Origin of the sequence: Holdemanella sp. MSK.7.32 (genome assembly GCF_024460475.1) — a bacterium.
GTDB lineage: Bacteria > Bacillota_I > Bacilli_A > Erysipelotrichales > Erysipelotrichaceae > Holdemanella.
Genome location: NZ_JANFYN010000013.1, coordinates 17,046 through 33,820 on the forward strand (window position 1 = coordinate 17,046; position 16,775 = coordinate 33,820).

15 protein-coding genes are annotated in these 16,775 nt (G+C 28.9%); all 15 read right to left on the reverse strand.

Annotation, left to right across the window (positions count from 1 at the left end; genetic code table 11):
- Positions 1-12: 12 nt before the first annotated feature.
- Positions 13-1,086, reverse strand: a complete 1,074-nt coding sequence (locus tag NE544_RS04670; RefSeq protein WP_256268503.1) for an alanine--glyoxylate aminotransferase family protein — start codon at positions 1,084-1,086, stop codon at positions 13-15.
- Between the two features lie 103 nt (positions 1,087-1,189).
- Positions 1,190-2,395: a CDP-glycerol glycerophosphotransferase family protein gene (locus NE544_RS04675; protein ID WP_256268504.1), complete on the reverse strand. Its 1,206-nt coding sequence runs from the start codon at positions 2,393-2,395 to the stop codon at positions 1,190-1,192.
- A 27-nt stretch (positions 2,396-2,422) separates the two neighbouring features.
- Positions 2,423-3,880, reverse strand: a complete 1,458-nt coding sequence (locus NE544_RS04680; RefSeq protein ID WP_256268505.1) for a lipopolysaccharide biosynthesis protein — start codon at positions 3,878-3,880, stop codon at positions 2,423-2,425.
- 6 nt (positions 3,881-3,886) lie between these two features.
- Entirely contained in the window at positions 3,887-4,390 is a 504-nt protein-coding gene (locus NE544_RS04685) for an acyltransferase (protein WP_256268506.1), read from the reverse strand.
- A gap of 3 nt (positions 4,391-4,393) precedes the next feature.
- Entirely contained in the window at positions 4,394-5,221 is an 828-nt protein-coding gene (locus tag NE544_RS04690; protein ID WP_256268507.1) for a phosphorylcholine transferase LicD, read from the reverse strand.
- A complete protein-coding gene (locus NE544_RS12305) occupies positions 5,221-6,405 on the reverse strand; it encodes an O-antigen ligase family protein (protein ID WP_256268508.1) in 1,185 nt (394 codons plus the stop codon). The genes NE544_RS04690 and NE544_RS12305 overlap by 1 nt, the downstream gene beginning before the upstream one ends.
- 18 nt (positions 6,406-6,423) lie before the next feature.
- The gene (locus NE544_RS04700; RefSeq protein WP_256268509.1) at positions 6,424-6,993 is read right to left on the reverse strand and encodes a serine O-acetyltransferase; all 570 of its coding nucleotides are present in this window, start codon (positions 6,991-6,993) and stop codon (positions 6,424-6,426) included.
- A 1-nt stretch (position 6,994) separates the two neighbouring features.
- Positions 6,995-8,101, reverse strand: a complete 1,107-nt coding sequence (locus tag NE544_RS04705; RefSeq protein ID WP_256268510.1) for a glycosyltransferase family 4 protein — start codon at positions 8,099-8,101, stop codon at positions 6,995-6,997.
- 4 nt (positions 8,102-8,105) lie between these two features.
- The gene (locus NE544_RS04710; RefSeq protein WP_256268511.1) at positions 8,106-9,191 is read right to left on the reverse strand and encodes a glycosyltransferase family 1 protein; all 1,086 of its coding nucleotides are present in this window, start codon (positions 9,189-9,191) and stop codon (positions 8,106-8,108) included.
- Positions 9,192-9,200: 9 nt separating this feature from the next.
- Positions 9,201-9,695, reverse strand: a complete 495-nt coding sequence (locus tag NE544_RS04715) for a glycosyltransferase (protein ID WP_256268512.1) — start codon at positions 9,693-9,695, stop codon at positions 9,201-9,203.
- Between the two features lie 11 nt (positions 9,696-9,706).
- Positions 9,707-10,171 (reverse strand): PssD/Cps14F family polysaccharide biosynthesis glycosyltransferase, encoded by a 465-nt coding sequence (gene pssD, locus NE544_RS04720; RefSeq protein ID WP_256268513.1) that lies wholly within the window; start codon positions 10,169-10,171, stop codon positions 9,707-9,709.
- Between the two features lie 24 nt (positions 10,172-10,195).
- Positions 10,196-11,647, reverse strand: coding sequence for a sugar transferase (locus NE544_RS04725; RefSeq protein ID WP_256268514.1), 1,452 nt, complete (start codon positions 11,645-11,647; stop codon positions 10,196-10,198).
- Positions 11,648-12,337: 690 nt separating this feature from the next.
- Positions 12,338-13,834: a BCCT family transporter gene (locus NE544_RS04730; RefSeq protein ID WP_256268515.1), complete on the reverse strand. Its 1,497-nt coding sequence runs from the start codon at positions 13,832-13,834 to the stop codon at positions 12,338-12,340.
- Entirely contained in the window at positions 13,824-14,555 is a 732-nt protein-coding gene (locus NE544_RS04735; RefSeq protein WP_256268516.1) for an NTP transferase domain-containing protein, read from the reverse strand. The genes NE544_RS04730 and NE544_RS04735 overlap by 11 nt, the downstream gene beginning before the upstream one ends.
- Positions 14,543-16,303: a phosphotransferase gene (locus NE544_RS04740; RefSeq protein WP_256268517.1), complete on the reverse strand. Its 1,761-nt coding sequence runs from the start codon at positions 16,301-16,303 to the stop codon at positions 14,543-14,545. The genes NE544_RS04735 and NE544_RS04740 overlap by 13 nt, the downstream gene beginning before the upstream one ends.
- Between the last annotated feature and the right edge of the window lie 472 nt (positions 16,304-16,775).

The window sequence follows — 16,775 nt, forward strand, 5'->3', positions numbered from 1 at the left end:
CCTCCCTATTAATTATAAAATACCACGAGCTTGTAAATCTTTAAATGCATTTACTAAAGTTGTATTATCTTCATGAGTTAATGCTCCAATATGTCCTACTCTAAAAATAGTATCCTTCATGTCACCACCATTAGGACAAATCCAAATACCATATTCATCTTTTAATTTTAGGAAAATCTCATAAGCATTAGCTGTTGTAGGATGAACAGAAGTTACTCCATTTGCTGGACTTTCAGAAACCAATTCAAAAGGCATATCTTTAATTTTTTCCCTAAAATCTTTAGCTTGAGCAGCCACTCTAGCAACTTCAGCATCGGCTCCTCCTTTATTCTCAATTTCTTTTAATCTTTCGTGGATTTGTAAAAGTATACCTACAGCTGGTGTAAATGGAGTTTGTCCTCTCTCTTGATTTTTTAAAGCATTCTTCAAATCAAAATACATAGTTTTTGCTTCAGAAGATTCAATTCTCTCAATTCCCTTTGGAGCTAAAACAATAATAGATATACCTGGAGGACATGCTAAAACTTTTTGTGATCCAGTAATCATAACATCAGCTCCACATTCACTCATATTAAATGGATCAGCTAAAAATGAAGAAACACAGTCACAAACAAAGAATAAATTATTCTTTTTGCAGAATTCACCAATCATCATAACATCATATAATACTGCAGTTGAAGTTTCATCTACATTAACAAGTAAGCCTGTAAACCCTTGATTATCATACTCATATAATCTTTCTTTAGTTAATTTTTTTCCATGTTCAAGATTTAATGAGACATGAGGTATTTCATGAATGATACAAAGATCCACAAATCTCTTTCCAAAACTACCACCATTAATAACAAGTACTTTATCATTCTTTGTAAAACAATTCATCACAACAGCTTCCATAGAACCTGTACTTGAACATGTCATAAATATAGCTCTTGAGTTAGCAGAAGCTTTAGTATATTCCAACATATACTTCTCATTCTCTAACATTACAGATGAAAATTCTTCTGTTCTAAAATAAGGAACTTGCTCTGCACCAATAGAACATACTTCCTTTGATGACATTACTGGACCTACTGTAAAATTTAACATATATTTTCCTCCCACTCTTTTTTTAGAGTATTCTTTATAAATCGAATTAAAAAGTATATCTACGACCATTTGATATACTTATTTGTCCATATCGGTTTTGTAATTAATTCTTAGTAATTCCCAAATAACTAATTAATCGACTAGAATTATCACCATCATGATAATTATATATAAAATCTCTAATTTTTTCTCTTTTTTCTTTAAATTCATCTTTATTTGAAGCAACCGAGTTAATAAAATCAAAAAAATCAGTAAGACTATAAATTTCTTTACCCGCAATTAATTCATGTATATTATCAACTACAAATCCAACTTTATATTGATCCATATCAGATAAAACGTATGCGATTGGTCTATCTAACTGCAAAAAATCATAAGCTGCTCCGGAATAGTCACTAATCATCGCATCACAACACGACATTAATCTATAATTATCAACATTTAATTCTTTTACATTCGGACCAGTCAATACTCTAATATTGCTTTGATCACTGATTTTCAAACATTCTAAATCCTGCATAGGATGAATTTTTATTACTAATAAACAATTCTTATCTTTAAGAAGAAGGTTTAGTTTTTCATATTCTTCCATCGTATTTATTAATGGAATTCCCAAAGGAGATTCAAGAGTACTATCATTTCGACCAGATACATTTTTTCTAAATGTTGGCATCCATAATAGTACTTTGTTAAACTCTTGAGATGTAACTTTTTTTAGTTCACTCGAATTATTTTTAAATAGACTATCATGTGACGGAAATCCTAAATATAAAATTTTATAATCATCATCAGAAAATAGTCTCTCTAATTTCTCAATGTGAGCATATGATTTAGACATTCCAAGTATATATTTAAATCCATGAGGTAGTGTCATTACATTTGCAGCATTTTTTAATCCACCCGCGCCATGACGCATAAATACAGCAATTTGATCATCTCTTACAGCTGGAATTACATGATGTTCACTAAAAATATATTTTGCTGTACAATGATACTTTGCTCTTTTTAAGTTTAAACCTGTGTACTCATAACCTTCAACATTTTCAGGTAAATCTTTAGGACACTTATTTCTTAAAAACCAAATAATTCTATATTTTTTATTATACTCATTACTTATCAAATAGTCATATAACGCTCCGCCATTAGAGTCAAAATCATTATGACTTTCAATGATAATAATGTCCTTCAATGGTTTGTTTTTGTAAAAACATAACAAAACATTTTCTATTGCATCATTTAGCTTGTAATTAACAAGGGTGTCAAATGCATGCCTAATTCCTTTTTCTCGTAAATATCCAATCAAATTCATATATTTAGACACAACCTTTCTATAAAACTATTTTAAATTTTTAATAGCTAGTACAATATTCTTTCTAAAATATATAATGGCTAAAACAATACATACAATCATTATGTATCTTATCATAGTTAATTTGTACGAAACAGCCACAATTACCATTAGAACAATTAAAGCGATTGAAATTAACAATATCAATTTGTCGTTGTATAAAACATTAATTTTTTTATCCATTAATATTTTCTTATAAAATAAATAATGTAAAATTGATAAAGCTACATAGCTTACCAATGTTGTATAACCAGCAGCCATATATCCAAATATCTTTATAAAGATAAAATTTAAGACAAGATTTAATAAGGCACATATGAACGTTGCCAGTGCAATTAATTTAGTTTCTTGAAAATAGTATTCAACATTACTAAACAGGCTATAAATAAAAATAAAAAACACTGATAATGCAACAGGCGGAACAACATAGATTGACTCATAGTAATTATTCCCAGCAAAAATTCGAATAACTTCTGGTGCAAATAACATTGCTATAAAACAAAGTGCTGCAATAATTAAAATCAAAGAAGTTGTTACTTTTTTTACATCATTCTTAGTTGCAAAATTATAATTTGAATCATTTTCAAATTCATCGATTTTTTTATATAAATAAGGAACCAACGAACCATTAATTGCATTAACAATTAAAATCATCATCATAGAAATAGTATATGCTACACTATAAAAAGCGGCCTTATCAGTTCCAATCATTTTCCCAATCATAATTCGATCTGATTGACTTAAAACATAATTTGATAAATAATGTGGAATTAATGGCAAGTTAAAAGCTAATGCGTATTTCCAATATTCTAACGAATAAAACTTTTTACCGCTTTTAAATATTAAACAAAAGAAAAAAGCAGAAAACAACACCTTAGATAATACATCAGTATATACACGTGCTTCAACTTTATAGCTAGTACTTAAAACAGCTAAAACTCCACCACCCAAGCTAATTATTGTCATCAAAATAGAAACGGCAACATATTTCTTGTATTTAAAGTCAAATCTTTGTTTAGTTGACCAAAACTCTAAGGCTGGCATAAATAATAGTTCTAACCCCATAGCAAACATTAAAACAGGTTGCAATTCAAATATTGAAGACCACAACTGTGGATTGAACATATAAATTAAAATAAAAAATAAAGTTATTGTAGTAGTTAAACCTAGCTGTGTAGATGTGAAACTTGCTTTATCATTCTTATAAAGAAGTAAGCCCTTTTGATAACTACTCATAAATATATTTAACGATGTAAAAATAATTATAATACTATACCATGATTGGAAAATGGCAAATGTACCATACTGGCTTTCCGTCATTACTCTAGTAAAAATAGGTGTTGATAGTAATGCTATTCCTTTGTTTATAATATTACATATTGTATACCAAAATGAAGCCTTTACTGGTTCAGACAACTCATTATATTTTTTTAAAAGATTATTCATAAGCAACTAATGAAAACTTCCTTCTTTCTTTAGTGACAAATAGTGTTCAATATTTCTTGTTTTAAAAGGCAGAGCAGGATGTCCACCAGCTATTGAATAAGCAGGAATGTCCTTACATACTACAGATCCAGCTTGAATAATTGCGCCTTGCCCAATTTTAACGCCACCTAATATAGTTACATTATTTCCTAGCCAAACACAATCTCCAATTATTACGTCTTTATCAATAAATGTATCATCGTAAGGTATTTTATTACCTTCATAATTGTGAAATGATGTAATAATTTCACATCCAGATCCTGAATGAAAATAATTTCCTATTTCAACTTTTCCGTTTCCTAATATAGACATTCCATTAAAACATACATGTTCACCTAAATATGTTTTCGAATTTACAAAAGATTTACCACCTACATATAAACGTTCACCACAGGCTGCAGCTTTTTTTTTAATTTTTAGATGATAATACTTTTGACAAAACTTATTCTTTAAATTTGATACTAAACCCATAAATTATTCCTCCAATAACGAATCATAAACACCAAAATCAATATCATAATTCGAATGTGTCACTCTATCAGACTCTTTGGGTATTTTCATGTAATCTCCATAAAGATTTTTTAGATATTCATCATATTTTTTAAAGCCTAAAAATTCTACATCTTCAAATTTGTATTTAACAAAATCTTCGAACCATTCATTTTTTAAAATATCGCCTGGATAATCACTTGTTATACAATTCTTTGTTATTTGATTATTATACTGATTCATTAATTGTTTACGCCTTTTTTTTAATCTTTCTATAGAAAAGAAATGAGAAATAAATAACATACATTTATAAGAAATAGCATTTTTTTGTGTATCATCTCCATATCCACATTTAATCCATAACAAATTTTTTAAGATATGATTATACATAAAGAAAAAACGTCTTTTCATCGCCTTATCTGGTATATTATCATACGGAAAAATGTCGACGAATATTCCATGTTCTATTTGTACATTCTTTGAAAAATCCTCAATTATACAAGTCCCTTTTAATTGTATTTTAGCAAAATTAAAAGCATAATACTTTTCTGTATCTTCTGTTTGTAAAAAATATTTATTATAATCTAATTGTTCTTCACAGACTTTTAAAAACTTTTCATAATCTGCTCTAAGCATTCCAATATCAAAATCATCGTCCCAAGGAATAAAGCCTTTATGCCGGATTGCCCCTAATTGTGTGCCACCATTTATAAAATAAGGAATATTATTTTCATCACACAATTTTACAATTTCTTTTGCAATCATTAGAATTACATTCTGTAATTTTACTTTATTCTTATCAAAATTATTCATTAATTATTACCTCGCAATTTCACTATATATGGCATGTAAGCATAAATGCAAAAAATATAAAAAATATAAAAATATTCCATTGTGCTTTCAAATGTCATTACTAATAAATTTACTAAAATAAAGCATGTAAGCCAATAACGATTTTTTCTATCTTTAACTTTATTAACGCTATTAAATGAACTACATAAAAGAAAAATAAAAGGTATAAATAAAATCATACCGCCATCTAATAAAACCTGGAGTATCTGGTTGTGCATATAATTCATTCCTAAACCATCTCCGGTCCATGCACTCCAAAAAACTTTTATTAGTACTCCGTGAGAACCATAACCATAAATGAAATTATTGGAAATAGTATTCATAGCCTCTTTCCATATAAAACCTCTACCATTTAAAGAAAAACCAAATATTTCGAAAGCACTAACATTATTTTTAATGTAAAACAACATGACGAAATTAATTAATAGATATATAATAATGTAAATAATACTATTAATATTTAATAAATCATATAATTTAAACTTATATATAATAAAAAATATTACAATTAAAATAATAGAAATATAAGATGCACTCGTAAATGATAATAACATAGTACCGAATGACAGTAGTATTTGCCTTATAAATTTACTTCTACATTTATTAAAATACTTATATTCTATATATGATAATATAATAAGTAACATTCCAAGTTGTGCACCTGTTTGTACATGTCCTAAAAAAGTTAAATGATTAGTAATTGGAGCAAAATAATTTCTACAAAATAAAGGATTAAAAAAGGTTAAATTCAAAAAAAACAATAACGACAAAACATTGTTTGTAATTTTTATTAATCTATATGGGCTTGAAGTAAAATATTTATAACATAAAAAGCATAATGCTGGTGGAACAAATATCTTTTGTAACGTATCAGTAAATGTATTTCTACAAAAAAGCGTAATAACAAACAATACAAGAAAATATAAGATAAAACTTCCTAAAAAAGTATAATTATATATTTTCTTTTTAAATTTTATACATTCGACTATACAAATTAAATAAATTATTATTATAGAAATATATAACCATATAGTAAAAAATGTTTTATATATATGAAAGTATTCAGAAAAACCCTTAGGATAAACAAATGGTATAATTAGAAAATATATTAAACAATCTTTTAAATTAATTTTTAATTTTTTCACACCAAATCCTCCTATTTTTTACTTATACCAATAAACAAATTTTTCTGAATTATTGTTACTAATTTTTTTTGCTGGTATTCCACCAAGTGTTATACCTTCTTCATATACGGATTTAACCACAACAGCATTTGCACCAACAACACATTTATTCGCAATAACTACATCACCCATGACTTTACAACCAGAAGCAAAAAAAACATTATCTCCTATTTTAGGTGCTTCACTTCCACCTGATGCACCTATTGTAACACCTTCATGTATTCGACAATTCTCACCTATAACAGCATTTTGATTAATATTAATACAATTAATATGAGCTATACTCAATCCTTTTCCACAAACATTTGGTCCAATGGATATTCCCAACTTTACTCCTAGTCTGTGCCACTTTAATTTAGAAAAAAATAATCCTATTATTTTTACACAAATATTATGATTTGAATTATTTAACCAATACTCATATTTTCTTAACGCTCGCTCATATTTCCAAATTTCATCAGTGAATGGTCGTGGATACTTTCTAGTAATACCAAGTTGTAATTTATCTTGATCCATGTATTCTTTTAACTCATACTTACTTTTAATCATATTACATCAATTCTTTTAGTTCCCTTTCTAAATTATAAATAGTATTTTGAATACTAAATCTATTTGCTGTTTCAATACAATTATTTTTCATTCTAACTTTAGAATCCCTACTAAGATCAATGTATTTACATATACATTTATAGATTTGCTCTGAATTTTTTTCATCAGATACATATCCATTAATGTCGTTTTTTATAATTTCAGGAATACCTCCTACGTTATTAGCTATACAAGGAACACCGTAAGACATTGCCTCTACAATTGATATTCCGAAGACTTCTTGACATACTGAAGGATAAACAAATATATCGGTATCTATTAAATAATCACCAATATTTCTTTTGATTCCCATAAATTCAATCTCATTTACTAAATTCAGTTTTTTGCTCACCTTTTCGAGATCATCTCTATAGCTGCCATCACCAATAATCCAAATTTTAAATTTTATATTATTATCTTTTAATTTTTGTGCAGCGTGAATTAATAAATCGACGCCTTTTATTTTTTCTAATCTACCAATATAAGTGATTTGTATACAATCATTATTTTCAAATATCTTGGTATTAATACCAGTATCTATTAACTCAACACCGTTATAAACTACAGTAGTTTTATAAACATCAATATCAAATTCTTCTAAATAAGAATTTCTTCCAGCTTCCGAAACAAAAATAACTTTATCCGATTCTTTTAAAGAATATTTTATACATATTTTTGCAAATAAATTTTTAAGATTAGATCCATAACTATAATTAGTTTCTTTATCGAAACAAGAATGTATCGTCATAACAAATTTTTTTGTATGAAATTTCTTTGCCAAAGCTATATAATACGCATGCAATGCAATCGTACAATGGTGGGTAACAATAATATCTGCCTCATGCACTAATTCACATAACTTATCCCATCGTTTTTTTGAATATTTATTCGCTGAACAATCTACCAACGAAATGACACTATATCCTTTATCCTTCATTTCATTATATATTTCGCCTTCTTCAAATAAAAAACAAAATATATTTTCATATTTAGCATACTTAGCTATATTTGTACACAACTGTTCAATTCCACCAACACCACCAGCAGATAATAAATTTAATACTTTCATTCTATCACCCTATATATATTTGTTTTAATCTACCTACATTCTTGTTTAAATTGTATTTTGAATCAATTAATTTTGCATAAGAAGTATTTGAAGCTTTTTCTCTATTATTCGACTTACACATTTCAATTATATGTTGAGCCCAAATTTTTGGAGAACAATCCAAAGAATAACTTTCAACATTATTTGTTAAAATACATTCTTTTGTGATTGCATCAGAAAAAATACAGGGCAATCCATTAATCTGCCATTCTATTGCTACTAATGGTAATCCCTCGAATAGTGAAGGTAACAGCATACCATCCATAGCATTTAAATAATCTGCAACATTATCAATAGCCCCAGTAAATATAACATTTAAGCCTTTGCATTCTGTTTCAATTTCATTTTTTAAAGGACCGTCGCCAATCATAAATAATTTACATGTTGGTTCAATTTTTCTGATTTCTTTATAAATTGCAGTTAAAAACTTATGATTTTTTTGTTCAAAAAAACCACCAACATGCCCAATAACAATCTCTTTATCAATGTTATATAAAGAACGTATGCAATTTCTTTTATTTACATTAAATCTATATACATCAATATCACGTCCATTTGTTAAAACTTCGAACTTTTTATTTCCAAATAACCATTTACCCGCATCTTCTCCACATGCCAAGCCATCTGTGTAAAACATATTAAATATGGGTCTTAAAATTTTATCTGCTTTTACCTGGTTACATTTAGTGTTATGTGAATGAGCGATTCGCTTTTTAGATCCACCCAACCATGCTGCAACCATTTCAACAGCTAATGTTCCACTATTACCATGCGCATGTACTACATCAATGTTATTTTTACGTATAAACGCTATAAGAGACAAAAAATATTTGATTGTATTTTCTTTTCTAGATGGCATATAAACTACTTTACAACCCATGCAATTCAACTTTTCTTCTATTTTAGCTTCAGATTTAATAGTTGAAACAACATATATATCCAATCCAGATTTATCCATTGCTTCAAGGTAAGATGTAATCACACTAGTTATTCCATCATATATTAATCCAACTGTACTAATAATTAGTATTTTTTTCATATTCTTTTTCAATATATCCCTCTAAAACATACTATCAACTATTTTTTTTAAATTCTCACAAAACAATTCATTGTTATTGAACATACTGTTCCCCATGTTTGCACAAATTTCATCATAATTCTTAATTATTCCACCCAATTCATTAATATCTTCTACTGGAATAATAGTTCCCATTCTTTGAGCCACGTTTCTAGCAAATTCAACTTGATGATCATTAACATGTTCATCAAATTTCTTTTGTCTTGGCACAACAATTGGTGTTTTACCTATCTGAAGAGGCATTATAAAACTTGCTGGTCCTCCATGAGTTATCACAATACGAGCATCCTCTACATTTTTAATCATTTGTTTATATGGAATAAATTTATCCCATTGACAATACTTTGGTTCATATGTGCTATAACCAGTTTGTATAATAACATTCTCAGTAATCACACCATCTCTTTTTAGATTATCTATTTCTTGCACAAGTCTATTAAATGGTTGCTCATGCGTTCCTACTGTTACAAATATCATGATTTACCTCACTAGAAAATACTTCCAAGGTTTATTGCTTTTGGATATACCTTTTTTTGTTCATCCCATTGAACAATAAACTTATCTACAATTGGATATACCATCTTACCTGTCATTGTTGGTTTATCAATTCTGTCGAACACTTCTATATAAATTAACTTAGCTCCCATCATTTTACCTAAATAAAAAAACGGTACGGCTACGGCAGCACCTGAAGAGATAATTAAATCTGGTTTTTCTTTACGTAATACCTTCCACGCAATACGTGTATTTTTAATTAAAGCTTTTATACTTCTATTTGTTGGATAATAACAAGGATACATCTTTTCACCTTCTAATACACTTTTAGCATCCTCTTTATCAAATGTAACCCAAAAACGATTCTTATCCTTCCAAAATGGTTTCAACATATATAAATGTGTCAAGTGACCACCTGAAGACCCAACAAGACAAACCTTCATTTCTTTTTGTTCCATTTTATATTCCTTTCAATCATAAATTTAAACAGCACCCTTTTTACATACTACAACTAGTACTGTTTTTAATAGAATCTTAATATCTAAACCAAGATTCCAATTCTCTATATAATATTTATCTAGTTTAACTACTTCATCAAAATCTATAATTTCACTTCTTCCACTCACTTGCCACATACCTGTGATTCCTGGTTTTATAGCAAGTCTTGCAAAGTGTTGATATTCATATAGATTTGTTTCTGATATTAGAGGAGGTCTAGTTCCTACTATAGACATATCTCCTTTTAATACATTAAAAAATTGTGGAAATTCATCCAAACTCGTTTTACGAATGAATTCACCAATACCTGTTTTATGTGATCCATCAGGCATTACTTTATTTCCAATAACTCGAGGATCAAAATCAAGTTTAAACATTTTCCCATCTCCAAGCTTATTGTCTTTCATTAATTCTGCTTTTCTTTCTTCTGCATCTAAATACATACTTCGAAATTTATACATCTTAAATTTCTTACCATTCTTACCAACTCTTTCTTGTGAAAAGAAGATGGGTCCTGGACTAGCAATATAGATTGCAGGTCCAATAAAGATACAGATACCTAGTGTTAATATACATCCTAATAAACCACAGATAATGTCAAATACCCTTTTTAAGAATAATTCATTCAAAGAAGCATAATTTATACTTGTAGTAAGAACCGTGTAATCACCGATTTTTTCAACAAACTGTTTCTTACCAGGTGAATTCACAACCTTAGCTAAATTCATATGGACTGTAATACCAGCCAATGTTAATTGTTCAATCAAAGTATTTGGATATGCAATCTCTTTAGGTAAAACAATTAATACTTCATCTACCCATTCTTTACAAGCATACATAGCTACTGTTTCATTATTAGCTACGACAGAAACATTATTAATTTGATTTCCAATTAAATCCTTATCCAATAAAGCAACACCAACAATGTAATAACGAGAATAATTATTCTTCTCAACATTCTCAATTACTTTATCAGCAATAGTAGTAGATGTAACCATTAATAATTTTCTTCTTTTACCACTATTAACACCTTTTTTTATATGACTCTTCCACAGTTCTCTTACTATATAAATCAATATAAAATAAATACCAATTGTTAAGAATAAAATAAATCTCGAAAAGAAAACTCCTTTTTGAACAGTAAATAAATATAAAACAGCCAATAAGCAAACAATAAAACCATGTTTTAATGTTTTTACAAACTCTTGATAATGCCCTCTTTTTAATACACCCTTTAATGTACCAAAAATCAGTAAAACCATTAAATCAGCTACTTCTAATATGATAGCCATATTCCTATATAAGAAATTATTATATAGATGTATATTTCCATTCTTAATAAAATATGCCATCATAAATGCAATTTGTAAACATATCATATCCAGAATGATAAAATCGATATGCTTCAACCACCCATTTGCATTCTTTCTATACATAATACTCTCCCATTCCTATAAACATAAAAAAAAGCTTATTCGAATTTAACAAGTCTTAATAAGCAATGAAATATTAAATTTTAGATACACTACTCCCTACCCATAAATTAGTAGAAGATGAACGAATCAATCAAAAATGCGGTAAGCCAGCTATTTCTAATATCATCTAAATATATCATTTTTATTCCTATTACCTTACAACAGTCATACTTATTCCACAATAAAACTATTGCTTAATAATTTTATCCTATATATATAATATGTCAATTACCATTTAACAATTAAAATTTGAAACAATAAGCTTAAAAAATCAAAGATATACTTTACTTAAGCCAAATATTAAAAATATTAAGAAACAAAATAAATTGTATAAAATTTGCTTTACATATAGAATATTTTAGAAAATACAGATCACTATTTTTATAACCAACTAAATATAAACGCATACAGACATCTTAATGACTTCTTTATAATACAAAAGGGGTTGTAACGAATAAGTAAATTTTATTACTTATGGCGTTCAGCTCCTTTTCCGTCATATGTACACTATATTTTAAATGTAAGACTATGTATTTACAAAATTATTTTTTAATTTAACAATCTATCTTTGTCAATACATTAATATAAAAAGTTATCTATGTCATACAACAATAACAATGCATATTCATTTAACTATGTTTTTTTATTACATTATTCTTTTGGCTTTGCATCCTTTAAGAAGCTAAGTGCAATCATTACAATAACAATACCAATCGGGAAGGCTGCAATAATACTCACACTTTGAAGATTGTTCATCGAACTTTGTGCAAACAACAACGCGATTGGAAGTAGAATTAATAGGATACACCACATTAATTGAATGATCCAATTTGGTTGTGCATCTTCTTCTAATTCGTGATAGCAATAGCAAGAAGCTGTTAATGCGATAGAATCAAATGAAGTGGCATAGAAGGCAATCATTGTAAGTAAAACTACAACCATAACGACTGGTGCGCAAGGTAGTGTTTTAATAATATTGACAATCATGCCGTATAAGTCACCATTTTGTGCATATTGCGCCATAAAATCGGCCATACCTTGCATTTGTAGTCCCATAGAATAGTTACCTAATACAATAAAACTAATCAATGTAGAGCCAACACCAAATACATAACCACCTAGAATCGTTTGTCTTACAGTTCTTCCTCTAGAAATACTTCCAATAAAGAATGGAGCAGCAACACACCATACCATCCAATATGCCCAATAGTAAATTGTCCAGTTTTGTGGGAAATTTGTTGAGCGTAATGGATCTGTAAATGTACATAAGCCAATAAAGTTTTCAACCATTGTACCCAAAGAAGTCAATCCAGATTCAATAATATAACGGGTCTGTCCACCGAATAATAAGACAAAGGCTAATAGTCCAAAGAAAAGATAGATACATAGGTTTGCCAAACGACTAATTCCTTTAAATCCATGTAATAATGAATATGTATACACAATACAAGTAATGATTAAAATCACAATATTGATAGCTGTACGACTAATTGTTAAATGAAATAGATCTTGAATAATTGTAGCCATTAATGGTGTCGCAACACTAAATGTTGTGGCAGTTCCTGCAAGAAGTGCAAATACGGCTAATAAGTCAATGATTCTTCCTGGCCATTTGTCTGTATATTTTCCAAGAATTGGTCGACATGCCTCAGAATACTTTTGACGATTTCTCTTACGAACATGAAGCATAAATCCAAAGGCTACAGCTAATACCAAATAGAAACTCCATGGAATTAAACTCCAGTGAAATAATGGGTATACCCCAGCCCATTCTTGAATTGAACCCATTTCTTTAATATGTGGATCTGATGCATACATCACCCATTCAGAAAATGAATAGAAAAGAATGTCTGCAGCCAATCCACAAGTAAACATCATAGATCCCCAGGCAAAGAATGAATATTTTGGCTTTTCGCCTTTATTTCCTAAAACAATATCACCATATTTAGAAAAGGCAATATAGATGGATAGAATAAAAATGCCTAGTCCAATAACTAAATAGTAACTTCCAAATGTATCTCCAAAGAAGAATCGAATTTGACTTAATACAACATTTGACTGTTCTGGAGCAATAAAGAATACAACACACAATGCAACAATAATACATAGTGGTAATAATGTAATCATCCAATCGATTTTATTTTTCATTTTGAACTCCTTTCAAATACTTACTATATGAAGGATCCATCTGAACTAATTCATCCAATCCATCAATTTCTACAACATCACTCGCCTTCATGGGCATAACACCCAATTGGTAGTGATCTGGATGACAGAACATTGCCACATCATCCCAATAGATTTGTCGATTTTGTTTCACATCAAATTCTTCTTCCAAATCCTTTTTCAATTGTTGGCCATCTTCTGTATTCCATCTAGAAATACTATAAAGTTGCCAACCTTTTTGACCTCCCGTACGACTACAAGAAGTCACAATCCCATTTTCTACTTGTTGAAGCCATTCATTCGTTCCATTTTCAACATACACACTGTTGTAGCCCGAACGCTCAAACTCTGGTTTCAAGATATCGGTATTAAAAATCATTTGATCCCCATCTAAAATAATTGTGTTATCCAAATATTCTCTTGCGACATACAAAGAAGAAATGTTATTACATGTATCATAATATGGATTCTCAATAACTTTTAAACCTTCATACTCCTTCTCCAAACTATAAAACTGTTCTTTTAAATATCCTGCAACCACATAGATTTCACAAATGCCATTCTCATGTAAACCACGAATCACGGTATCAATCATTCGCGTACCATTTACTTTGACTAGTGGCTTTGGCGTTTCTAAAGTCAATGGACTCATTCGAGAGCCAAATCCAGCTGCCATAATAATCGCTCTTTCTACTTTGTACATAACTTCATTCCTCTTTCTTCTAACGCTTCTTTTACAATACGATAATACTCTTTGGCATAACGATACTGTTTTAATGAATATTCTCCAAATTCAACTCCTAAATTACGCTTATATTCACACCAATTGCTCCACAATAAGCCGCAGATAGCAATATAAGCATAAATTTTAATACGAACTAAATCTTTACATTGACCATCAAAGTATGCATCAATTAGTTTTTCAACATCTTCTCTGTCATATAGTGAATAAATCGCAAACATCGCAATATCAATATGCTGATCTTGCATACCGGCATATTCCCAATCAATTAAATACAGTTCATCATCAGAGAATAAGAAATTATCAGGAACTGAATCAATATGAGATAAACCCCATTCTTTTGGTTGTGCATCCACAAATTCTTTTAATTCATAAATATGAGCTTTTGTAGTTTTATAATCCCGATAAATACTAGGTATTCCCTGCCAATATGATTCATACTTTTCTAATTCCTCAAACACTTCAAACGTATGATTTACTTTTAATTTTTTATCATGAAATGCATGAAGTTTATTCATACACTTTGATACATCATTAAAATCCGTTGAATCACATGCATGTGCATTATGAATATATTCTGTAATCTTATATCCATTTTCTGGATTCATATAGATTACAGGATCACAAATATTTTCATCTTTAATAGCTTGATACACATCATATTCATGTTTACGATTGATCAACTTCTCTGTTCCCTCACCAGGAACACGCATAATATATCGTTTTGAATTCACTTCAAAACTAAAAGAACGGTTTGTCATTCCTTTTTTTAATGGTTGAATATTCACAATCTTTGAAATCTCACAACCAATTGTATCTTTAATAATATTCATAAGATCTGAATTTAAAATTTCATTATCCTCATCCAAATCTCTTAATTGTTCATACGTATTAATTTCATACGCATCATTAAATACATATGGAGAAACAATCATTTTATCTTTTACATATAACACATCTTCCCAGAAACAATGTTCATACTCTCTTTGTGAAGACATACTATAGATTCGTTTAGCAACAAAACCAGCATCATCTAATGATATGTAAGAAATACCAATCATTGTATCCCCCACTTCATTTAGCTTTGTCTTAACTAATTCATACTTTTTATTTAAACGAACTGAAGTATTATCTGTTTCCTGATTCTTAACCATATACCAAGAATATAATTCACATGCATTAAAAGGATTGGTTTCACACCAAATATCACAAGGAATAATATAAGTATTAATTAAATCCGACCCAACTTTTGCCAAAGAATGCAAATTATTCTTTTTCGCATAGTCCATATTACAAACCAATTTCACTTTATATTCATCAATTAAGAATTCAAATTCTTCTTTCATAAACCCAACCACAACCGTAATATCATACACATTGACTTCATGAAGCTGATGAATCAATCGTTCAATTAATGTCTCACCTTTTACTGTTAATAAGGCCTTTGGTACCTCAGTATTGATGGGAACCATTCGCATTCCTAAACCAGCAGCTAAGATGATTGCCTTTTTCGGTTTATATAAGTCGATTAATTTCGTACTCTTCTCTGTTAAATTCCATTCTTCATCCATATATTCTTCTTTCTGAAGAAACTGAATCGACTGATTTACTTTACCCAATGAAAAGCCACAAACATCAGACAATTGTCTTTGACTTATCTTTCCATACTGTTTTATTTTCTTTAAAACTCGTTTATCTATAATGTTCATATAATTATCTCTTTTCTGTTACGTGAACATTATAGATGGTTCATTTTATTTATGCAACCTTAACTTTGCAGAATTTGTATAACTAATAAATATTGTAAGTACCCATCTGATAACGTCTAGGAAATTTCAAGTCCTCTAGCCATGGCATATTGGTCCATGGAATCACGAATCATTATTCGAGTGACTACTCCTGACTGTGTAATATTATTCTTGATTTTATCCATGATGGATCTGTACTTTCTGTGATTAAATCTCTACTTGTATTCGCAATAATACAGAGTCAACATTCTTTTTGATACTCCATGATATACATGTAATAAATACTGATTCAAATTAGATATAATCTTATTCAAAAAATACAAACGATGATCTTCTTTGGCATAATCGATTTTCTCATTTATCACTTGTAGTCTGGTTTTAAGGATATTATAAGTTGTCTTTCCGTACGTATTCAATTTTCTTTCGTTAGACA